Genomic DNA, 21,299 nt, shown 5'->3' with positions numbered 1-21,299 from the left:
CCTGCTTCGGGAGCTCCGCCATGCCGCAACACTTCGACGCAATCGTGATCGGTACCGGGCAGGGCGGTCCGCCGCTTGCTGTGCGCCTTGGGGAAAGCGGTCGAAAAACTGCGGTGATCGAGCGAGCCGCGTTTGGCGGCACCTGCGTCAATGTCGGTTGCACACCAACCAAGAGCTACGTTGCGAGTGCGCGGGCGGCGCATGTCGCGCGTCACGCGGCCGAACTCGGTGTGCAGGTGGAAGGCCCGGTTTCGGTGAATCTTGAGCAAGTGAAAGTGCGCAAGGACAAGGTCGTCGCACAGTCGCGCGATGGCCTCGAACAATGGTTGCGCGGTGCGCAGAACGTGACGGTGTTCAACGGACACGCGCGCTTCACCGGTCCGCATACGGTTCAGATCGCCGATCGCGACGGCCAGATCGTCGAACAGCTCAGCGCCGACCAGATCTTCATCAATACTGGCACGCGCGCAGTCGTGCCGCCGGTCGACGGTATCGAACGCATTCGCCATTACACGAATTCCACGCTGCTCGAATTGAGCGAGGTGCCGGAACATCTGGCTATCGTCGGCGGCAGCTATATCGCGCTTGAATTCGCCCAGGTGTTTCGCCGCTTCGGCAGCCATGTCACCGTACTCGTGCGCGAAGAGCGGATCTTGACTCGCGAGGACGAGGACTTTGCGCTAGCTGTGCAAACCGTACTCGCGCGCGAGGGCATCGAATTCCGCTACGGCGCCGATCTGGCGAGCGTTGAGCCATTGCAGGCCGATGGCAGCGGCGTGCGCGTGAAGTTCGGCAAGGGCGCCGCGTCGCTCGACGCCTCACACGTGTTGTTCGCCACAGGCCGCCGGCCGAACACCGACGATCTCGGCCTCGACGCTGCAGGCGTCACTACCGACCGGCACGGCAGGATTCCCGTCGACGGACAACTACGCACGAACGTGCAGGGCGTGTGGGCGATCGGCGATATCAACGGACGCGGCGCATTCACGCATACGTCCTACGACGATTTCCAGATCGTCGCGGCGAATCTGCTCGATGGCGGTTCGCGTAGTGTCGACGATCGCATCATGGCTTATGCGTTGTATGTCGATCCACCGCTGGCGCGCGTTGGCATGTCGGAAAGCGAAGTACGTGCGAGCGGCCGGCCCGCGCTGATTGCGACGATGCCGATGTCGCGTGTCGGCCGCGCACGCGAGCGCGGCGAAACCGACGGCTTCATGAAAGCGCTCGTCGATGCGCAGACGAAACGCATTCTCGGCGCGACGATTTTCGGCATCGAGGGCGACGAGGCGATTCATACGTTCATCGACATCATGACCGCCGGTGCGCCGTACACGACGTTGCAGTACGCGATGCATATTCACCCGACGATCTGCGAACTGATACCGACGCTGCTCGATGGGTTGAAGCCGCTGGTTTGAGAGGCAGCCGCCATCGACAAGGCAACCGCGCATCGCCGATAATCGGCTGCGCGTTCGTGTCGCGTATGCGCCGCGCCGTACATCGTTATATCAACCGACAGGGAACCCGCAGATGGGCAAAGGACGACTCGAAGCCTTCAGCGATGGCGTCATCGCCATCATCATCACGATCATGGTGCTTGAACTGAAGGTGCCCCACGGCATCGATCTTGCCGCACTGCAGCCGTTGATTCCCGTGTTTCTCGCCTATGTCCTGAGCTTCATCTACGTGGGCATCTACTGGAACAATCATCACCACACTTTCCACGCGGTGCAGAAGGTGAGCGGCGGCGTGCTGTGGGCGAACCTGCATCTGCTGTTCTGGCTGTCGCTGTTTCCGGTCATCACGGACTGGATCGGCGAGAGTCACCTGGCCGCGTGGCCCACTGCGCTGTACGGATTCGTGCTGTTCATGGCCGCGGTCGCGTATTTCATCCTGATTCAGGCGTTGATACGCAGCGAGGGCCGCGACTCGACGCTCGCGAAGGCGATAGGGCGTGACATCAAGGGTAAGGTGTCGGCGGTGATCTATCTGGCGGGGGTGGTGCTCGCGTTCGTCGCGCCGTGGATTTCCGCCGTGCTTTATACGGCCGCGGCTGCGCTGTGGCTGATTCCGGACCGGCGCATTGCGCGCGTGCTGGAGTCTTGAGTGAGGCGCCGCTCGCGCTCATTCACACCATCATGCCCACCCGCCCGTCACCCTCCCGCATCGGTCTGATTTCCGACACGCACAACCTCGTGCGTCCCGAAGCGCTGCAGTGCCTCGCCGGATGCGAGGCCATCGTGCATGCCGGCGATATCTGCGAAGCGGCCGTACTCGATGCGCTCGCCGTGCTCGCGCCACTTACTGTCGTGCGTGGTAACAACGATACGGGGGCGTGGGCCCGTGCGTTACCGACGCACGCAACGCTGACCGTGCAGCAGACGAAGATTCTCGTCGTCCACGATATCGCCGATGTACCCGACGATCTGCACCGCGACGGCATCGGCGTTGTCGTCACCGGGCATTCGCACAAACCGCTGGTCGATCTGCGCGACGACGGGGTGCTGTTCGTCAACCCGGGTAGCGCGGGGCCGCGGCGTTTTCGTTTGCCGGTGTCGGTGGCGATACTCGAGATCGACGGCGCGCATGTGAACGCGACGCTGCATACGCTGGCGGTTTGATGTTGACGGCACTTAAGCGATACGAAAGCGATACGAAAGCTATACGAAAGCGACACGCGAGCGGCGCGTGTGGCCGCCGCTCGCAATTCCTGAACCCCGCCGATCCCTGTTCAGCAGACTGCGTGCCGAGTATCAGGCCCGCGCAGTCGCCGCCGTCGCATACGCCTCATCCATTTCCTCCGCCTCGCGATGACCGCGCAACACCGCATGCGCTTCGGCGTTCGTCGCGACGCACGGGCCGGAACCTGGCAGCGGTTTGCGCGCGGTCTCGCGCAACGCAAGTACCGACACGATGCCGATCAACGATGCGCCCATCAGGTAGTACGCGGGCATCATCAGATTGCCGGTCGAATCGACGAGCCACGCGGCAACGAGCGGTGTCGTACCGCCGAACAACGACACCGACAGATTGAAACCGATAGCGAGCGCGCCGTAGCGGATTCTGGTCGGGAACAGGGCCGGTAGTGCGGACGGCATCACGCCGGTGAAGCACGACAGCAGTGTGCCGAGCATCAGCAGACCGCCGAATACGGACAACGTGTCGCCGGTGCGGATCAGCAGCAGGGCAGGGATCGACAGCATAAAGAGGCCTACACAGCCGGACAGCAGAACAGGTTTGCGGCCGAAGCGGTCGGACAGGTGCCCGGCGTACAGTGTCATCGGCATCATCAGCAGCATGACGAGCAGTACGAGAAAGAGGCCGTGCGTTTCATCGAAATGCAACGTCGCCGACAGATAGCTCGGCAGATACGACAACGCCATGTAGTCGGTCACGTTGAAGATCAGCACGAGACCGACGCACAGCAGCAGCGGCTTCCATTGTTGTGCGAGCAACTGACGCAGCGTTTGTTGCGGCCGTGTGTGCTCCTGGTTTTCCTCTGCCTGCTTTTTGAACGCAGGCGTTTCTTCGAGCTTCAGGCGGATGTACAAACCGACCAGGCCGAGCGGACCCGCGATCATGAACGGCACCCGCCAGCCCCACGACAATAGCGCTTCATGCGAGAGCGTCGCCGTGAGCAGCGCGACCGTGCCTGCGCCGAGCACATAGCCGATCAACGTGCCGAACTCGAGGAAACTGCCCATGAAGCCGCGCCGTTTATCTGTCGAGAACTCGGCGATGAACGTGGCGGCACCGCCATACTCGCCGCCGGTCGAGAAACCCTGCACGAGCCGCGCGACGAGCAGCAACACCGGCGCAAGAATGCCGATCGATGCATACGACGGAATCAAACCGATTGCGAACGTGCCGCACGCCATCATGATCATCGTCATCGCGAGTACGCGTTGCCGGCCGATGCGGTCACCGAGCGGCCCGAACACCATGCCGCCGAGCGGTCGCACGAGGAAGGCGGCGGCGAACGTGCCGAAGGTTGCGATCAGCTGTGCGGATGGACTGCTGGACGGGAAGAAGACCTGGCCGAGCGTCACGGCGATGTAGCTGTACACGCCGAAGTCGAACCATTCCATCGCATTGCCGAGCGCCATTGCGCCGACTGCGCGCTTGAGCAGCGATTGATCGACGACGGTGATGTCATCGAGCGTGAGGCGCTCGTCTTGCTTGTGATGGCGCCAGAAGCCGTTGCTGGATGCGGTCAAGATTGAAACTCCCTTTCCAATGGCAGTGGACCGACGCGTGCGCCGGGCCACGGTTGCTGGGGGAGTGCAGTTTCGCGAGCAGACGATGGCGGGAAGCTACGTAAGCCACACGAAGTCGACGGAAAACGCCGACGCCTTCGCATCGCACAGTTCGTCGCGAAAGTGCACTCGTCTGAGGTGCTGACAGGGTTGCATCTGCGTGGCCTGGAAGGGGGGCAGATGCAGGAAGACGCGGGCAGAACCTGCTTGCGTCGCCGTAAGGCTGGAAACGAAAAAGGCCGTAAGCCTTCTTGTATGAAAACAGCTCAACTCGTTGCGGACTGCGCTACCCGAGGACTAACCTGCGAATGAACGCGTGCGGTGAATTGAGCGCGAATGAAGGTGAATTGCTGTTGGAACGGTGCACATGTTAACACGATGCAAGACGATCGTGCAAACGCGGGAAGCGGCGGGACGGCTGCGATGAGACCGCAAACCCTTGTCCCGCGGGGGATTCAGCGAATCAACGCCCGGCCGTGGAACGCGTAAGCGGTCGGCCGAGCAGGATGTCCCTGTACATCACCCAGTCGCCAAGCAGACTGTAGAAAGGATGATTGAACGTGGCGGGCCGGTTCTTTTCGAAGAAGAAATGGCCGACCCACGCGAACCCATAGCCGACCACGGGAATCAGCCAGAGCCAGCGGAATTGTCCGGTGATGATCGCGAACGCGGCGATACACAACACCAGCGTGCTGCCGATGAAATGAAGGCGTCGGCAGGTCAGGTTTTGATGCTCGCTCAGATAGAACGGATAGAACTCGCGGAAGCTATTGAATTTCGCCATACTTTCCTCCAGATTTTCCGGTCGTTTTAACTACCAGTGTCGATGAGTGCCAGCTTAAACACAATCGCTGCGCAGAACTGCAAGAAAGCTTGCAATCTAACCTGACATATCCGCAGAAGGAGGGCCGCTCCGGTGCAGCCGATCGATCAGAATTCCCCTGTGCCGATGCCCGTCGATCCCTGGTTTGTATCGCTCGACCCTGACGATCGACAAGCGCTTCTCGCAAAGACGGCGATACACTCCGTTGAGGCAGGAGAATTCCTCTTCCGGCAGGGCGATTCGCCTGATGGCTTTTACGGAATTGTCAGCGGTTTTGTTAAGGTCTCGGTTCTTCGCGAAGATGGAAAAGAGGCGATTCTCACCGTACTTGAACCGGGCAACTGGTTCGGTGAAGTATCGGCGATCGATGGCAAACCTCGGTCACACGACATGGTTGCCGTAGGGCGCGTCGAACTTCGTTATCTGACGAAGGAGCACTTCGATCGACTGTTGCATCGAAACAGTTTCTGCCGCGCGATTGCACTGCTTCAGGCGCGGCACATACGCGCGGTCTACTCCTTCCTTGAGGACGCTACGCTGCGCTCGACGCGAGCGAGGGTTGCCCGGCGCCTCGAATGGCTGGCGCACGGCGACACGACCATGGCTTCGGATTCGCGGCGAGGAATTACCGTGAGTCAGGAGGTGCTGGCGATGATGCTCGGCATTACGCGCCAGACACTGGCGCTCGAACTGAAGTCCATCGAGGCGTCCGGCGCTATTGCAATGAGCTACCGGCATATCACCATCGTTTCCATCGAGCAGTTGCGTCGCATTGGAAACGATAGCGTCGTACGCTAGGAATATGGCTTGCGCTGGCTAGCTGATAAAAGATTACTTCGTTTCGGATCACGCAACGGTACTAGTTCTTGACTACATCGCTATCCAGTGCGGCAGCTCGACGAGCATCGCTATCTTGCGGGAACGACTGCTGCCTGAGCTGAGCAAGCTGCGCATCCCGATCCTGCGGCAAAAGACCTTCAGCCAGAATCCGATCGCGCTGCTTCGCATAGGTCGCATAGGTCGTATTCCATGCCTGATCCGCCTGCGCTGTTTGCGCGACACGTTGTGCGACTGCTGGTCCGAGCGTTTGTGCAATCTGAGCCTGCATCTCTTGAGGCGATAACTGCTGCTTCTCGATCTGACTCAACGAGTCCATGTGTTGTTGCTGGAGTTTGAGTTTTTGGAGCGCTATCTGCTGGTCGGCCGGCAGTGTCTGATCGAGTGCGGCAAGCTGGCGCGTTTTGTCCGCATCGCTTAGCCTGGGATCGGTACTGATGCGCAGCCTGGCCAGATCAAAGCGTTGCTGTTGCTCGTCGTCTCCGAAGAAAACCGTCGCCCATTCGCCAAGATGCTGATCGGCGAGTTGGGTGCGCTGGTCCAGCGCGAGCTGGATCGCATCCAGGTCGAGATTCGTGACGAGAGGCACGGACGGTTGAGCTTGCGGTGCGTGCTGGATCTGGTCCAATGACGTCAGATACGCGCGGTACCGTCCCCACAGTTGTTCGGCCTCGCGTTGACCGGGCCGGTTCTCCAGCTGGACGGCGATCTGTGCATTGACCAGATGATCGAGCGCAGTCGGCGAAATTTCGTTCTGGGTAGTCAGGAAGTAATCGTAGAAGTCGCGCACACGCTTCGTTTTTCGCAAGCTTCCGCGATCATCGATGGGGAGCCGCGGTACGGTCGTTCCCTGAAGCGAAGCAGGCAGTTGAGGGCCGATGGTCGACGCATCGCTAATCGTCGCGAGCGAAAACGGTGAGGCGCCTGTCTTTGCCGGTGCGCGCGAACTGTCCGGTCCGACCGTCTCGACTTGACGTGAATGGAAGCCGTAGATCAGGGCGCCGCACAACGCGGCGGCCCCGATTACCCAGGTGGTCGCGGTGCGCCGGCTATTGACCGGCGACGTGCTGGATGACGGAGCGCCCATCGTCAGACGCCGGCGTTCTTCAGGCGGTTGGCGTGATCCCGGAAGACCGCGATGGGATCTTCAGCGTTACCGCCGCGAATTCCCAGGAGCTGGTTGATTTCGTCGAAATGATTCCAGTGATAGCGGGTGCTGAGTACCTTGCCGAACATTGAACTGCATACCGACACCAGGCCGTCGTTCATCCCGGCATTGCGATTGATCATGACGGTGCCAGTGGCTTGCAGAAGTGGTGTCGATATATCGAGTACCTCTGCAGGGTCCAGCAGCGTCACGCTGGTATCTTTGGTCAATGTGGTGCCGAACAGGTTGACCGTGGGCTGAATGGCGCTGCCGGCCCACGAATACAACAGATGCTTATTGCCATCCACGGTTTCCGTTTCGGCTCCACTCTTGCAACTGCCTGCGGGGCCGATCCCCGCTGTCGGGAAGCTCTTGTTGAATGCTTCGGTGCCATAGGTCGTCACCTGGGCAAATACGGGGCCTGCATCCTCAATTAACGTGTGATTGCTATTGGCGACATAGCCCAGCAGACTGGCGAGGCTCGTGATGATGGGCTCGGACAATCCCGTTGGATCTTTTTTGAACACCTCTTCCACGAAATCAAAAAATTCGGAGCCATGATGAGGAGTGGCGACCGTCGTCACGGATGCGACCAGTGCAGGGGCGACCGACGCCACATAGCGAGCTGTATAACCGCCCTGGCTATGACCGATCAGGTTGACTTTCTCGGCGCCCGTCAGGGCTAGTACGTTTTTGACATACGCCAGCAGTTGTTCACCACGGCCGTTCGGCCCCGTGTCGACCTGAAAGCTCGACAGATCGGCGACGTAGACGGTCGCGCCGTCGCGCTCGAGCGCAGCCTTGATTCCGTACCAGTAATCGATCACGCCGAAGAACTTGTCCGTGCCTGTCAGCCCATGTACGAGCACGATCGGATATTTCGTCTGCGTGTAGCCTCCACCGGAATCCGGAGCGGCAGCAGTTGTCGACCCGCCCGATCCTGGCACCGAGCCGGACAAGCCAGCATGAGCGGCGCTTCCGACCACGAGTGCGATCGCACTCGCGATGATTTTTGCAGAAACCGATTTGATCACTTTTGTCTCCGTTCGTTATCGTGGTGCGAGATGCGAAGAATCACTTACCCTAAGGTGCGCGGCTTTCCATTGTCGAAGACTGCTTCCTTATCCCTTCAGCTTGACCAGCAGATTCATCAGCTTCATCGTGCGCGAAGTATAGGGCGGCTGGAACATCATCTGTATCGACGAGAATCGCGCCTGGTAAAACACGGGCCGCAACTTCGAGAACGTGATGAACCCTTCGTGGCCGTGGTAATGCCCCATCCCGCTTGCGCCCACCCCACCGAACGGCATGTCGTGCTGGGCCACATGCAGAATGCCTTCATTGACCGACACGCCGCCGGACATCACCCGATCGATGTACAGATCCTGGACCTGCTTGTCGTGCGAGAACGGATAGATCGCCAGAGGCCGATCGCGTCCCGTGATGTAGCGGATCACTTCTTCGTGATCGCGATACGTCTTGATCGGCAGGATCGGACCAAAGATCTCGCGCTGCATCAGCACCATGTCGTCGGTGGGGTTCAGCACGATGTGCGGGGGAAACTTGCGCAGTTTGCTATCGGGTGTCTGGCCGGCCGCGAGATTGATGAGCGTCGCGCCCTTCGCTTTGGCGTCGTCGAGTGTGTCCTTGAGGCGCTGGAACGAACGCTCGTCGATGATCGACGTGTAGTCGCCGCCATTGATGTCGGGATAGCGCTCGCTCAACAACTGCTTTGCCGCGGCGACGAAGGCGTCGACCTGCGTTTCCGGCAGAAACAGATAATCGATGTTCGTACAGATCTGGCCGGCGTTAAGCAGCTTGAGCCACATCACGCGTTTCGCCGCGGTTTCGATCGGGTAATCCTCAGCGACGATGGCCGGCGATTTCCCGCCGAGTTCGAGCGTGACCGGCGTCAGATTGCGCGCCGCATTGGCCATCACGGAGCGGCCGGTTTGTCCCGAGCCGGTGAACAGCAGATGATCGAACGGCAACGAACTGAATGCCGGTCCGCGTCCGCCGGCATCTTCGAAGAACGTCAGCTTGTCGGGCGAAAAGTATTTCGGGCTGGTTGCCGCGAGCAGACGCGCGAGATGCGCCGAATTCTCCGACATCTTGACCATCGCGCGATTGCCGGCTGCGAAGATCGACGTCAGCGGTGCAAACGACAGATTGAGCGGGAAATTCCACGGCACGATGACGCCGATCACACCAAGCGGCTGCGGGATGACGCGGTTTTTCGCGAGCGGATACAACGTCGCATCTAACCGGCGCTTCGACGGTTTCATCCAGCGCTTCAGATGTTTGATCGCATCGCGAATGCCTTCGAGCACGACGAAGAATTCGCTGAACAGGGTCTCGAATTCGGAGCGGTTGCCGTAGTCGAGATTGATCGCTTCGATAAACGCAGCGCGATTTTCTTTGAGCATGCGCGCAAGCGATTTCAGGTCGGCCACGCGTTGCGCATACGGCGGATTGGGCTCGGCCAGATAGGCGGCACGTTGTCGCGCGAAGCATTGTTCGAATTCGACCGGAATCGCTATGCCAGGCATATCGCGTTCATTCATGTTCATTGTTTTCTCCCTTCGGAAACGCTGTCGCGTTCAATCGCCTCTAGCGAGGGTTGGTGTAACTGCAATTTCGAACGGCACGGTGAACTGTCCGAGGATGTCGCGTGCAGCGGCTTCATCGGACGCGTTGAACAACATTGCCCGGAGCACGTCGCCACGGGTTCTGTTTTCGAGCATGGTGAGTTCGAATGGGATGCCGGCTTGACGCAGGGCCGCCGCCAACGTTTCCGCGATCTCGCGCCGCTTGAGCGCCGGTTTGAAGATCTTGCCGACCGCGGTCAACGGCATGATGTCGATGATGCGAACCTGCTTCGGCAGTGCCGCGCGTTCGCCGATCTGGCTGGCGGCGAATTCGGTGAGTTCGGCTTCTGTTACCGTCGCGCCCGGTTTGAGTTGCACGTAGACCACCGGTAGCTCGCCAGCATACGCGTCCGGGCGCGCTACCGCGGCGGCGAATTGCACATCGGGATGGCGTAGCAGTGGACCTTCGATCGCAGCCGGATCGATGTTATGGCCACCGCGGATAATCAGTTCTTTCTTGCGTCCGGCGAGCCAGAAATAACCGTCGGCATCTTGTCGACCCAGATCGCCGGTATTGAGCCAGCGGCGCCTGTCGCCGAGATCGAGCCAGATGTCGCGATTGTGTTCTTCGGCGAGATAACCGGCAAATACGTTCGGTCCCGAGACTGCGAGCACACCGGTTTCGTCGACGGCGCAGTCGCGCAGATAGTGACCGTCGGCATCGAGTACGACGGCCTTCATCGACTGCGCCGGCAGGCACAGGCCGATCGAGCCAATGCGGCGTTCGCCATCTGCCGGATTCAGGCTGCTCACAGCCGAGGTTTCGGTCAGTCCGTAGCCTTCGAGAATCTTGATGCCCGACGCGGTTTCGAACCGGCGAAACACTTCAGTCGGCATTGAAGCCGCACCGCAGATGCCGTACTCAAGCGAACCCAGATCGTGCTTGCCGGTGGGCACCTGCAGGAGCGCCGCGTAAACGGTCGGTACGGCCATGAAGAAATTCACGCGATGTCGCTCGACGATCTCCCAGAAGCGGGGGATCACGCCTTCGCCGCGATAGCCTTGCGGCGTACCGAGGATCACCTGCGCGCCGACCGAGAACGGGAACAGGCCGGTACAACTCCCTGCGTTCACATGAAACAGCGGCAAGCCGCAGAAGATGCTTTTGCCGGGTTTGAGTCCGGGCAGCGTCTGCATGAGCATCCACGTGTTCGCGATCTCATTGCCGTGTCGACGCTTCGCGATTTTAGGCAGGCCGGTGGTGCCGCCGGTACAGAACAGCGACGCGACGTCGCTAGCTTCGATGATGCGTTCGCTGAGCAGACGATCGGCAGGTTGCTGATCGAGCGTCGCGTTGAAATCGTGTACGTCCACATGCGGGGCCAGGCCTTTGCGCAGTTCGGCGTAATCGAACGGCTGCTTTGCAGCGGGCACGCGATCGGTGAGATCGACCAGCATCACATGGCGCAGCGAATCGATCCCGGCCAGCGCAGGCTTCAGTTTTGGCCACAAATCGCTGCCGAGTGTCGGCGCGAGCGTGACCAGTACCGTCGCCCGCATGGCCGTCAGCAGCGAGACGATCGAAGCCGGTTCCAGTAGCGGATTGATCGCAGCCGCGATTCCAGCTGTTTCGGCGCCCCAGATCGTGAAGTGCGTTTCCGGGAGATTGGGCAGCAGGAAACAGACGACATCGTCCTTGCGCACACCGAGCGCATGGAAGCTATTGGCCGCCTGCGTGATCCGGCGCAGCAGGGCAGCGTAGTCCCACGTTTCCGGATTTTCGTGCATGTCGGCGCGCAGGAAAAACGACAACGCAGGAGCAGCCGGATCGATTGCCGCGCCGCGCTGGATCATCTCGTACGTGCTAACAGGTAGATTCGCGGGTGGCCATTGCGTCTCGCCGGTATGGCTGTGCTGCGAGGGTGCGACGTCCTTCATGTTCGGTTTCCTTGCTTCATGAGCCTGTCGCCGGACCACGCAGGTGGGCGATGAGGCACACACGTCCTAGCGATGTTCTTCGGCCAGCCATTCCGCTGCACGCTCGCCAATCATGATGGTCGGCGCATTGGTGTTGCCACTGACAATCTGCGGCATGATCGAAGCATCGGCAATGCGCAGCGCTTCGAGACCACGCACGCGCAACTGCGGATCAACCACGCTGGCCGCATCATTCCCCATGCGGCAACTACCGACGGGGTGATAAACGGTATCCGCACGTTCGCGAATCTGTGCACGCAACTCTTCGTCGCTGCGGGCTGCCGGGTAGAGGTCTTTCGGCTTAAAGGCGGCGAGCGTTGGAGCCTGCATGATCCTGCTCATCAGGCGCGCGCCTCTTACCATCGTCTCGAGGTCATCCGGATTCGACAGAAAGCCTGGATCGATCAATGGAGCGGCATGAATATCGGCGCTCGCAAGCTTGACGCTGCCGCGGCTTTTCGGCCGCAACTGACAGACGTGCCCCGTGATGCCGGTACCCAGATGCAACTTGCGCGCATGATCGTCGACGATCGCGATGAGGAAATGCATCTGAACGTCCGGGCGCGACAGCGACGGATCGCTTTTGAAGAAGCCGCCGGCTTCGGCGATATTGCTCGCGATCATGCCGCGATGCTCGCGGCGATAACGGCGAATTTCCTTCATCGTGCGCAACGGTTCGCTTGCGCACACACCCAGTAGCTCCGGGTTGCGCACACGATGACAGGTCACCACATCGAGGTGATCGTGCAGATTGGCGCCCACCTGCGCGGCATCGTGCAGGACCGGAATGCCGTGTGCCGCGAGATGTTCGCCCGGGCCGACACCGGAGCACATCAGCAGTTGCGGCGTGCCAAAGGCGCCGCTCGCGAGTACGACTTCGGCACGCGCACGCAAACTGCGGCGTGCCCCGTTCTGTTCTACCTCGACCCCGACACAACGCTTTCCTTCGAAGAGGAGCCGCATTGCCTGCGTGTGAGTCAGTACTTCCAGGTTCGGCAACGACGCGCTGTACAGATACGCGCGTGCGGCGTTCCAGCGTTCGCCGCTCTTGATCGTGCGCTGGTACATGCCGGCGCCTTCCTGGTCAGCGCCGTTGAAATCGGTGTTGTGCGGCAAACCGGCTTCGCGTGCCGCTTCGATGAACGCGAGCGAAAACGGATTGGGGTCGGGCGTATCGCTGACATGCAGCGGGCCGCCGCTGCCGTGCCACTCATCGTCGCCACGTGTGTTGTCTTCGGCGCGCCTGAAATAAGGCAGAACCTCGTTCCAGCTCCAGCCGGTGCAGCCTTGCCCGGCCCAGTCGTCGTAGTCGTCGTGCTGACCGCGGATGTACACCATCGCATTGATGGAGCTCGAGCCGCCGATGACGCGGCCGCGCGGTTGATAGCCACGACGGCCATTCAGGCCCGGTTGCGGCACGGTCTCATAGGCGTAATTGCGCGCATTGCGGCGTGGTCCGACGAGCGCAACAGCCGTCGGAACACGAATCAGAAAGCTGTTGTCGTCGGGCCCCGCTTCGAGCAGCGCAATGCGCGCCTGCGGGCGCAGGCGCGCCAGGCGTCCTGCGACTGCGCAGCCGCCCGAGCCGCCACCGACAACGATGAAATCGTATTCCAAGGATGCTCCTCTAGATATCTCGTGTCCCGAGATGTGCTTCGGCGCCACGCAACCGCGCCCTGGTGCGGCCTTTTCGTGCGTTTTAACGTAACAGCCTTGTTATTATTGACGGCAATCGTAACAGTGGTGTTTCGATTGAACAAGAATTTTGCAGTTGCCTAGGGGAAGACACTGAGTCGCCCGGCCACATGCCGCATAACATAACGCGGATGTTATGATTTGCGCCGTGTATTTGTTTGCTGAGGCGATGACCCCGATGTCGACTTCTCCACCCGATGCGGTGCGCCGCGCCAGGACAACGAAAAAGGCTGAACCCAAAGCACGCAGGCCAGGACGTCCGTCCGCAAGTGAGCCTTCAGGGCAGGAACTGCGTGAACTGGTAATCGATGCGGCGCGAAGCGTCTACGCCGAGCATGGCTTTCATCGCAGTTCCGTCGAACAGTTGCTGGTGGCCGCGAAGATTTCGCGCCCAACGTTCTACCGGTTGTTCGACGATAAACGTGAGGTGTTCGACGAACTGATTGCGAGACTCAAGGCGGGGTTGGCGGAATCGGTGACGCAGGCCATGGCGAGAGCCAGCTCGCTGCATGAACTGGTCGAGTACGGGCTCGATGCTTTCTTCGAGTGGCAGAGCGAAGACGCAGCGGTAATAGGCGCGCTATACCGCGAGATACACGATCTGAATTCGCCGGCTAGCGCGCATCGCGATCGCACGGTTGCCTACCTGAACGAAGCGTTCACGAAGCGAGCCGAAGCGCTGGGATATCCGAAAGTCGATCCACTGCTATACGACGCGTTGCTTCATGTCACCGAGTATGTCGCTGCGATGTCTTTCATGAACAACCCGACATCGAAAGCGCAGATTCGCAGAAGTCGTCAGGTTGCATCGAGGATCATGCTGGCGGCGCTGCTGTCCGGGGTGGACGATCGCCAGATTCCGCCGCTTCCTCTAGTCGGTGCGAAGAGGAAGCCGGCGGGGCGGTGAGCCGCGGCGCGGCCACCGCGATACGGCTTATTCGCTTTGCGACGGCGGCACGAACCCCGATGCCTGATCGGCACCTTCGCCGAAGAAGAACTTTTCGGTCTGCTTCATCAGATACTGGCGCGCGCGCGGATCGGCCATGTTCAGGCGGTTTTCGTTGATCAGCATGGTCTGCTGCTTGAGCCATGCCTGCCACGCTTCCTTCGAGATGCCCTCGTAAATCCGCTTGCCGAGTTCGCCCGGTAGCGGCGGGAAATCGAGGCCTTCGGCTTCCTTGCCGAGCTTCGCGCATTGAACCATACGAGCCATGCTGTGCTTCTCCTGTAATCGATGTGGGGTGGCAGTCGCGCCTGTGCCGCGTGTGCGGCGCTCAGAGCTGCTTCATCAGCACGAGTGACTTGCGCTGCCAGTTATATAGACGGCGGCGATCTTCGGGCAGGTCATCGACCGTTGCCTTCACAAAGCCGCGTTTGAGGAACCAGTGTTCGGTGCGGGTCGTCAGTACGAAGATGCGCGTGAGGCCGCGGGCCCGCGCGCGCTGTTCGATGCGCTTGAGCAGCCGCTCGCCGTCGCCGGAACCTTGCGCTTCCGGCGCGACCGTGAGGCACGCCATTTCGCCGATACGCTCCTGCGGGTACGGATAGAGCGCCGCGCAACCGAACAGTACCGCATCGTGCTCGATCACCGAGAAGTGGTCGATGTCGCGTTCGATCTGGTGGCGATCGCGCCGCACGAGCGTGCCGTCGGTTTCGAGCGGCTCGATCAGCGTCAGCAGGCCGCCGACGTCGTCCGGTGTCGCTTCGCGCAGGCTTTCCAGATTCTCGTACGAGATCATCGTGCCGACGCCGTCGTGCAGGAACAGTTCGAGCAGCAGGCTGCCGTCGAGTGCGTACGGAATGATGTGCGCCCGTGCAACGCCACCGCGACACGCGCGGATCGAGTGCTTCAGATAGAAGCCCGCGTCACCGGTGACTTCGCCGCTTTCATGCAGTTTGAAAGCGTCGTCGAGCGACAGTTCGCGGATCAGCTCGCTCTGGTCGTCCATCAGACCGGGCGTTTCGGTGAGAAACACGATCTTGTCGGCGCGCAGCGCGATGGCGGCGGCGGACGCGACGTCTTCCATCGACAGATTGAACGCCTCGCCGGTCGGCGAGAAACCAAGCGGCGAGAGCAGCACGAGCTTGCGGCTTGCCAGCGAATGGCGGATCGAATCCGCATCGATCTTACGCACGACACCGGTGTGCGCGAAATCGACGCCGTCGAGAATCCCGACCGGCCGAGCGGTGACGAAGTTGCCGGACACGACGCTGATGTGCGCGTGCGCCATCGGCGTGTTCGGCAAGCCCTGGCTAATCGCCGCTTCGATGTCGAGGCGCACTTCGCCGGCGGCTTCTTTCGCGGATTCGAGCGCGCGGGCATCGGTGATGCGCATGCCGTGCGAGAACTCGGATTCGACGCCGTGCAGGCTCATCTGCTCTTCGACCTGCGGGCGCGAGCCGTGTACCAGCACGATCTGGATGCCCATCGCCTGCAGCAGCGCGATGTCGGAGACGAGCGCACTGAGCAGGCCCTCGTGCACTACTTCGCCGCCGAACCCGACGACAAACGTCTTGTTCCGGAACTCGTGAATATAGGGGGCGACCGAACGCATCCAGTCGACAAATTGCGCATGCGGCAAGTCGGATTCCTGGGCCTGGGAGGCCGCCGGAATGCTCTCGGGCGCGGGGACGAGGTCGGGTTGAGAATTCATGCCCGGGATTATAATGCGCCCCCATGTCGAATGTATCCAAAAGTCCCGCTTCGCCGGATGCGAAAAATGCGTCGGGTGCCGGGCAAGACAAGCCGGCGCAGCCCCGCCCCGACACGGCGCCCGCGCGGCGCCCGCAGCAGCACGCGCCGAAGCCGCCGCGCCGTGGGCCATCTGGAGCGCCGGGAGCGTCTGGCCAGCCTGCTGAGTCTGGTAAATCCGCCGGCAGCAACAACCGTCCCGCTCCGCGCGCGCCGCGCATCGTCGAGCCGAACCCGATCCCACCGATCACCTTCCCCGAAGCGCTGCCGGTCTCCGGTCGACGCGACGAAATCGCGCGTGCGATTGCCGGGAATCAGGTCGTGATCGTCAGTGGCGAGACCGGTTCGGGCAAGACGACCCAGCTACCGAAGATCTGTCTCACGCTCGGCCGTGGCCTTGGCGCCGGCGGCTCCGGTCTGATCGGGCACACGCAGCCGCGGCGTATCGCGGCCTCCGCGACCGGTCGCCGGATCGCCGAGGAACTCGGCACGCCGTTTGGCGAAGTGGTCGGCTACAAGGTGCGTTTCACCGACAATCTCGCGCCGGGCGCGTCGGTCAAGCTGATGACCGACGGTATCCTGCTGGCCGAGACGCAAACCGATCCGCTGCTGCGCGCCTACGACACGCTGATCATCGACGAAGCGCACGAGCGCAGCCTGAACATCGATTTTCTGCTCGGCTATCTGAAGGAAATCCTGCCGAAGCGGCCCGATCTGAAGCTGATCGTCACGTCCGCGACGATCGACGCGGACCGTTTTGCGCGGCACTTCGGCAGCGAGGAGCGGCCGGCGCCGGTGATCGAAGTGAGCGGCCGGCTCTATCCGGTCGAGGTGCGCTACCGGCCGGTCGCCGAAGACAGCCCCGCGGTGAAGGCTGCCGAAGGCACGGCCGGCCGCGAGCGGGCACGCAGCGGGGCGGGCCGCGACCGCGATCTGATGGAAGCGATCGTCGATGCGGTCGACGAACTGTGCCGCGAAGGCCCGGGCGACGTGCTCGTGTTCCTGCCCGGCGAGCGCGAGATTCGCGACGCCGCGGAAGCGTTGCGCAAGCATCATCCGCCGCATACGGAAATTCTGCCGCTGTTCGCGCGGTTGTCGGCGGCGGAGCAGGAACGCGTGTTCCGCACCTCGAACGCGCGGCGTATCGTGCTCGCGACCAACGTCGCCGAAACCTCGCTGACGGTGCCGGGCATCCGCTACGTGGTCGATACGGGGCTGGCGCGCGTCAAGCGCTATTCGTACCGCAACAAGGTCGAGCAGTTGCAGGTCGAGTCGATCTCGCAGGCTGCGGCCAACCAGCGCGCAGGCCGCTGCGGCCGCGTGGCCGACGGCATCTGTATCCGTCTTTACGAAGAGAGCGATTTCCAGGGGCGGGTGCGCTTCACCGATCCGGAAATCCTGCGCTCGTCGCTGGCAGCGGTGATTCTGCGGATGAAGTCGCTGCATCTGACTGGAATCGAAACCTTCCCGTTTATCGAGCCACCGCCGGGCCGGGCGATCGCCGATGGTTACCAACTGCTGAACGAACTCGGTGCCGTCGACGACGACAACGCGCTGACGCCGCTCGGTCGCGAGCTGGGGCGCTTGCCGCTCGATCCGCGGGTCGGCCGGATGATCCTCGCCGCGCGCGACCAGCAGGCGTTGCGCGAGGTGTTGATCATCGCGAGTGCGCTGTCGGTGCAGGACCCGCGCGACCGGCCGATCGAAGCGCAGGAGCAGGCCGATCAGGCGCATCGGCGCTTCGCCGACGAGCGTTCGGAATTCCTGCAGTGGCTGAAAATCTGGGCGTGGTTCGAAGAAGCGATCGAGCACAAGAAGTCGAACCGGCAGCTTGCTGACGCGTGCCGGGCGAATTTCCTGTCGCATCTGCGTTTGCGCGAATGGCGCGATGTGCACTCGCAACTGCTGACGGTGGTGCGCGAACACGGCTGGCGTCTGAACGAAACCGAAGCGACCTTCGAGCAGATCCATCTCGCGCTGCTCACGGGCCTGCTCGGCAACATCGGCCTGAAAGCCGACGACGAACCGCACTACCTCGGCGCGCGCGGCATCAAGTTCTTCCTCTGGCCGGGTTCGGCGCTGGTGAAGAAAGCCGGGCGCTGGGTGATCGCGGCCGAACTCGTCGAGACGAGCCGGCTGTACGCACGCTGCATCGCGAAGATCGAGCCGGAGTGGATTGAGCGGGTCGGCGCGCATCTATTGAGGAAATCGCTCTCCGAGCCGCACTGGGAAAAGCGCGCAGCCCAGGTGTCGGCGTTCGAGCGGGCGGTGCTGTATGGCCTGACGGTGTATCACCGGCGGCGTGTGAGCTTCGGCAAACAGGACCCGGCGCGGGCGCGCGAGCTGTTTATCCGCGGCGCGCTGGTCGAAGGCGAATTCGACACGAAGCTTGCGTTCTTTGCGCACAACCGCAAGCTGTTCGCCGATATCGAGCAGCTCGAACACAAGTCGCGTCGCCAGGACGTGCTGGTCGACGACGAACTGATCTTCGGCTTCTACGATCAGGCGATTCCGCAGGGCATGCATACCGGTGCCGCGTTTGAGCGCTGGTATCGCGACGAAGTAAAGAAGAGCGGGCAGCCGGAAGATCGCTTGCGGCTGCTGTATCTGTCGCGCGACGACCTGATGCGGCACGAAGCCGCCGGCGTCACCACCGATCTGTTCCCGAAGCGGATGACGATGTCGGGCGTCGAGATGACGCTGTCGTATCACTTCGAGCCGGGCACACCGCGCGATGGTGTAACGCTCGCGTTGCCGCTGTATGCGCTGAACCAGGTCGATGCGCGGCGCTGCGAGTGGCTCGTGCCGGGCATGGTCAAGGAAAAGACCCAGTTGCTGCTGAAGTCGCTGCCGCAGAAGCTGCGCCGTCATTGCGTGCCGCTGCCGGAATACGCGGCGGGTTTTGTCGAGCGCACCGGCGGTCCGCGTTTTGGCGCGGGCGGTCTGCTCGAAACGTTGATCGCAGATATTCGCGAACAGACGCAGGTCGCCGTCCGGCAAGCGGATTTCAAGCTCGAAACGCTGGCGGCGCACCTGTTCATGAATTTCAAGGTCGTCGACGAGCACGGACGACAGCTTGCGATGGGGCGCAATCTTGCGCAGTTGCGCGCTGAACTCGGTGGTCAGGCGCAGCAGCATTTTCAGCAGATTGCGGCGGGGGCTGCGGGGGCGGCGCTTGCCGATGTGGCGGGTGGTGGTGCCAGTGTTGCTGCGAGTACGCGCGGTGCCGCAGCCGGAGCGGTACCGGCGACGCGTGGCAAACCCGCGTCCGCGGCGCCGCAAACCGGGCGACAAGAAGGCACGGCCTCTGGCACGGCGCTCTACGAAAACCTCACCACATGGAGTTTCGGCAAGCTGCCCGAACTGCTCGAAATTCGTCGCGGTGGGCAGACGCTGTTCGGCTATCCGGCGCTTGTCGATCGCGGCACGCATTGTGACGTCGAGGTATTCGATTCGCCCGATGAAGCCGCGCGCATTCATCGCGCGGGTCTGCGGCGGCTCTTTGCGCTGCAGTTGCGCGAACCGATCCGCTACCTGGAGAAGAACCTGCCGGGATTGCGCGAGATGGCGATGCAGTTCATGCCGCGCGGTTCCCAGGAAGAATTGCGCGATCAACTGATCGATGTCGCGCTCGATCGAGCGTGCCTGCAAGAGCCGCTACCCGACGACGACGCGAGTTTTCACGCGCGCCACGACGAAGGCAAAGGGCGCCTCACGTTGCTCGCTCAGGAGATTGCACGGCTGGTCGGACTGATTCTCGGCGACTACGCGGCGGCCGCGAAGAAACTCGTGCAGGCGAAGTCGTTTGGCGCGGCGTACGCGGATCTCAACAGCCAGCTCGATACGCTGATCGGCAAGCGCTTTGTCATCGATACGCCGTATCAGCAGCTCACGCATTTTCCGCGCTATCTGAAGGGCATCGCGCTGCGCATCGACAAGCTGAAAGCCGATTCGGCGCGCGACGCGCGGCAAGCGGCGGAATTCCAGCCGCTGTTGCAGCACTATCAGCGCGCGCTCGCGCAGCGCGGCGGTGTCGCCGATCCGCGTCTTGCGGAGTTTCGCTGGTTGCTCGAAGAACTGCGCATTTCGCTGTTCGCGCAGGAACTGCGTACGCCGATGCCGGTATCGGTGAAGCGGCTCGTCAAGGTGTGGGAATCGATGCAGCGTTGAGCGTAGCGGGGTTTGCGGCAAATTGCAGCAAACCCCGGCAACCGCGCTCTCTCGCAAACGTTCTACAATGATGACTGTTCTTCGAAGTCATTCTTCATGTCCATATTCTCTCTTCGCCGTTTGACCGGTACGTTCGCAGCGGGCGCGGCGATCGTCGCTGCAGCAGGCCTGTTTTCCCCGTTAGTTCACGCCAATAACGTGATCGTGCTCAATTCCGGCGAAGCCACGCTGAGCCTGATCGACGAGGCCACGCGTCAGGTGGTGTCCACCGTGCCGACCGGCAAGGAACCGCACCACCTGATGGCGACGCCCGACAACGCGTCGCTGATCGTCGCGAATTCGGTGTCCAACAACCTGTTGTTCGTCGATCCGAAAACCGGCAAGCCGCAACGCTGGATCGAAAACATCGAAGATCCCTATCAGATCGGTTTTTCACCCGACCGTAAATGGCTCGTTACGACGGGGCTGCGGCTCGATCGCCTCGACATCTATCATTTCGACGGGCGCGACCCGACGCTCGCGAAGCGTCTGCCGCTCGCGGTGATGCCAAGCCACATGGCGTTCACGAGCGACAGCAAAACGGTGTTCGTGACGTTGCAAGTCTCGGGCGAACTGGCCGCGATCGATCTGCCGACGCAGACCATCAAATGGAAAATGAAGCTCGGCAAGGTCCCCGCCGGCCTGTGGCTGACCCCCGGCGAAAAGTACCTGCTGGTCGGCATGACCGGCGCCGATTACGTCGCGGTGGTGGACTGGAAAAACCAGACGATCGTCAAGACGATTCCGACCGGCAAGGGCGCGCATAACTTCCGCTCGCTCGCGGACGGTCGGCACGTCGCGGTATCGAACCGCGTGGCGAGTACGATCAGCATCATCGACGAAGAGTCGTTGACCAATGTCGGCGACATCACCGGCCTGATGCCGGGGCCGGACGACATGGAACTCACCGCGGATAAACGCTATTTGTGGGTGACGTTCCGCTTCGCGAAGCACGTCGGCATCATCGACCTGAGCACGCGCAAGCTGATCCAGACCATCGCGGTGGGCCGCTCGCCGCACGGCATTTATTTCTACGACCGCGCGCCGGTCACGGCGCCCAACGGCGCTTGAT

Annotated in this window: 16 protein-coding genes; 7 read left to right on the top strand and 9 right to left on the bottom strand. The window is 61.7% G+C overall.

The annotated features are described in order from the left end of the window. Positions 1–20 precede the first annotated feature (20 nt). From FNZ07_RS25700 to FNZ07_RS25690, 3 genes are all read left to right on the top strand, one after another. Entirely contained in the window at positions 21–1,421 is a 1,401-nt protein-coding gene (locus FNZ07_RS25700) for an FAD-containing oxidoreductase (RefSeq protein ID WP_091014430.1), read from the top strand. A gap of 112 nt (positions 1,422–1,533) precedes the next feature. Further along, the gene (locus FNZ07_RS25695; RefSeq protein WP_091014427.1) at positions 1,534–2,109 is read left to right on the top strand and encodes a TMEM175 family protein; all 576 of its coding nucleotides are present in this window, start codon (positions 1,534–1,536) and stop codon (positions 2,107–2,109) included. Between the two features lie 32 nt (positions 2,110–2,141). Continuing rightward, positions 2,142–2,624 (top strand): metallophosphoesterase family protein, encoded by a 483-nt coding sequence (locus FNZ07_RS25690; RefSeq protein ID WP_091014783.1) that lies wholly within the window; start codon positions 2,142–2,144, stop codon positions 2,622–2,624. A 132-nt stretch (positions 2,625–2,756) separates the two neighbouring features. On the opposite strand, the gene proP is transcribed toward FNZ07_RS25690, so the two are convergent. After that, entirely contained in the window at positions 2,757–4,220 is a 1,464-nt protein-coding gene (gene proP, locus FNZ07_RS25685) for a glycine betaine/L-proline transporter ProP (RefSeq protein WP_091014425.1), read from the bottom strand. 502 nt (positions 4,221–4,722) lie between these two features. After that, complete coding sequence (locus FNZ07_RS25680) at positions 4,723–5,043, bottom strand: DUF962 domain-containing protein (protein WP_091014422.1); 321 nt, start codon at positions 5,041–5,043, stop codon at positions 4,723–4,725. Between the two features lie 132 nt (positions 5,044–5,175). Between FNZ07_RS25680 and FNZ07_RS25675 the strand changes: the two genes are divergently transcribed. Beyond that, positions 5,176–5,880 carry a Crp/Fnr family transcriptional regulator gene (locus FNZ07_RS25675; protein ID WP_245811524.1) on the top strand — a complete coding sequence of 235 codons (705 nt, stop codon included), beginning with the start codon at positions 5,176–5,178 and terminating at the stop codon, positions 5,878–5,880. A gap of 61 nt (positions 5,881–5,941) precedes the next feature. Here the strand turns inward: FNZ07_RS25675 and FNZ07_RS25670 are convergent, their stop codons facing one another. The 5 genes from FNZ07_RS25670 to FNZ07_RS25650 all read right to left on the bottom strand — a co-directional run bounded on the left by FNZ07_RS25670 (position 5,942) and on the right by FNZ07_RS25650 (position 13,248). Then, complete coding sequence (locus tag FNZ07_RS25670) at positions 5,942–7,006, bottom strand: lipase secretion chaperone (protein WP_091014420.1); 1,065 nt, start codon at positions 7,004–7,006, stop codon at positions 5,942–5,944. Between the two features lie 2 nt (positions 7,007–7,008). After that, positions 7,009–8,100 carry a triacylglycerol lipase gene (locus tag FNZ07_RS25665; RefSeq protein WP_091014418.1) on the bottom strand — a complete coding sequence of 364 codons (1,092 nt, stop codon included), beginning with the start codon at positions 8,098–8,100 and terminating at the stop codon, positions 7,009–7,011. A gap of 87 nt (positions 8,101–8,187) precedes the next feature. Continuing rightward, positions 8,188–9,636 (bottom strand): coniferyl aldehyde dehydrogenase, encoded by a 1,449-nt coding sequence (locus FNZ07_RS25660; protein ID WP_211367936.1) that lies wholly within the window; start codon positions 9,634–9,636, stop codon positions 8,188–8,190. A gap of 30 nt (positions 9,637–9,666) precedes the next feature. Continuing rightward, a complete protein-coding gene (locus FNZ07_RS25655; protein WP_091014416.1) occupies positions 9,667–11,592 on the bottom strand; it encodes an acyl-CoA synthetase in 1,926 nt (641 codons plus the stop codon). Positions 11,593–11,658: 66 nt separating this feature from the next. After that, positions 11,659–13,248 (bottom strand): GMC family oxidoreductase, encoded by a 1,590-nt coding sequence (locus FNZ07_RS25650; protein WP_091014414.1) that lies wholly within the window; start codon positions 13,246–13,248, stop codon positions 11,659–11,661. A 256-nt stretch (positions 13,249–13,504) separates the two neighbouring features. On the opposite strand from FNZ07_RS25650, the gene FNZ07_RS25645 reads away from it, so the two are divergent. Continuing rightward, positions 13,505–14,233 carry a TetR/AcrR family transcriptional regulator gene (locus FNZ07_RS25645; protein ID WP_170275837.1) on the top strand — a complete coding sequence of 243 codons (729 nt, stop codon included), beginning with the start codon at positions 13,505–13,507 and terminating at the stop codon, positions 14,231–14,233. A gap of 27 nt (positions 14,234–14,260) precedes the next feature. Here the strand turns inward: FNZ07_RS25645 and FNZ07_RS25640 are convergent, their stop codons facing one another. Both FNZ07_RS25640 and argA read right to left on the bottom strand, forming a co-directional pair. Continuing rightward, on the bottom strand, positions 14,261–14,539 hold the full coding sequence (locus FNZ07_RS25640) for an oxidative damage protection protein (protein WP_091014410.1): 279 nt from the start codon (positions 14,537–14,539) through the stop codon (positions 14,261–14,263). Between the two features lie 61 nt (positions 14,540–14,600). After that, positions 14,601–15,980, bottom strand: a complete 1,380-nt coding sequence (gene argA, locus FNZ07_RS25635) for an amino-acid N-acetyltransferase (RefSeq protein WP_091014407.1) — start codon at positions 15,978–15,980, stop codon at positions 14,601–14,603. A gap of 23 nt (positions 15,981–16,003) precedes the next feature. Here argA and hrpA point away from each other — a divergent pair, with 23 nt between their 5' ends. Then, entirely contained in the window at positions 16,004–20,188 is a 4,185-nt protein-coding gene (gene hrpA, locus FNZ07_RS25630) for an ATP-dependent RNA helicase HrpA (RefSeq protein ID WP_091014404.1), read from the top strand. A gap of 96 nt (positions 20,189–20,284) precedes the next feature. Further along, positions 20,285–21,298 (top strand): YVTN family beta-propeller repeat protein, encoded by a 1,014-nt coding sequence (locus FNZ07_RS25625; protein ID WP_091014402.1) that lies wholly within the window; start codon positions 20,285–20,287, stop codon positions 21,296–21,298. The last annotated feature ends 1 nt before the right edge of the window (position 21,299 follow it).

Source organism: Paraburkholderia megapolitana, assembly GCF_007556815.1.
Classification (GTDB): Bacteria; Pseudomonadota; Gammaproteobacteria; order Burkholderiales; family Burkholderiaceae; genus Paraburkholderia; species Paraburkholderia megapolitana.
This window is presented reverse-complemented; position numbering and strand designations above follow the sequence as displayed.

What these genes read in the sequence shown, in the direction of transcription:
- argA (WP_091014407.1), bottom strand. Translation starts at nt 15,980, where the DNA reads ATGAATTCTCAACCCGACCTCGTCCCCGCGCCCGAGAGCATTCCGGCG.
- FNZ07_RS25640 (WP_091014410.1), bottom strand. Translation starts at nt 14,539, where the DNA reads ATGGCTCGTATGGTTCAATGCGCGAAGCTCGGCAAGGAAGCCGAAGGC.
- FNZ07_RS25700 (WP_091014430.1), top strand. Translation starts at nt 21, where the DNA reads ATGCCGCAACACTTCGACGCAATCGTGATCGGTACCGGGCAGGGCGGT.
- FNZ07_RS25690 (WP_091014783.1), top strand. Translation starts at nt 2,142, where the DNA reads ATGCCCACCCGCCCGTCACCCTCCCGCATCGGTCTGATTTCCGACACG.
- FNZ07_RS25670 (WP_091014420.1), bottom strand. Translation starts at nt 7,006, where the DNA reads ATGGGCGCTCCGTCATCCAGCACGTCGCCGGTCAATAGCCGGCGCACC.
- FNZ07_RS25660 (WP_211367936.1), bottom strand. Translation starts at nt 9,636, where the DNA reads ATGAACATGAATGAACGCGATATGCCTGGCATAGCGATTCCGGTCGAA.
- FNZ07_RS25655 (WP_091014416.1), bottom strand. Translation starts at nt 11,592, where the DNA reads ATGAAGGACGTCGCACCCTCGCAGCACAGCCATACCGGCGAGACGCAA.
- FNZ07_RS25680 (WP_091014422.1), bottom strand. Translation starts at nt 5,043, where the DNA reads ATGGCGAAATTCAATAGCTTCCGCGAGTTCTATCCGTTCTATCTGAGC.
- FNZ07_RS25645 (WP_170275837.1), top strand. Translation starts at nt 13,505, where the DNA reads ATGTCGACTTCTCCACCCGATGCGGTGCGCCGCGCCAGGACAACGAAA.
- hrpA (WP_091014404.1), top strand. Translation starts at nt 16,004, where the DNA reads ATGTCGAATGTATCCAAAAGTCCCGCTTCGCCGGATGCGAAAAATGCG.
- FNZ07_RS25625 (WP_091014402.1), top strand. Translation starts at nt 20,285, where the DNA reads ATGTCCATATTCTCTCTTCGCCGTTTGACCGGTACGTTCGCAGCGGGC.
- FNZ07_RS25695 (WP_091014427.1), top strand. Translation starts at nt 1,534, where the DNA reads ATGGGCAAAGGACGACTCGAAGCCTTCAGCGATGGCGTCATCGCCATC.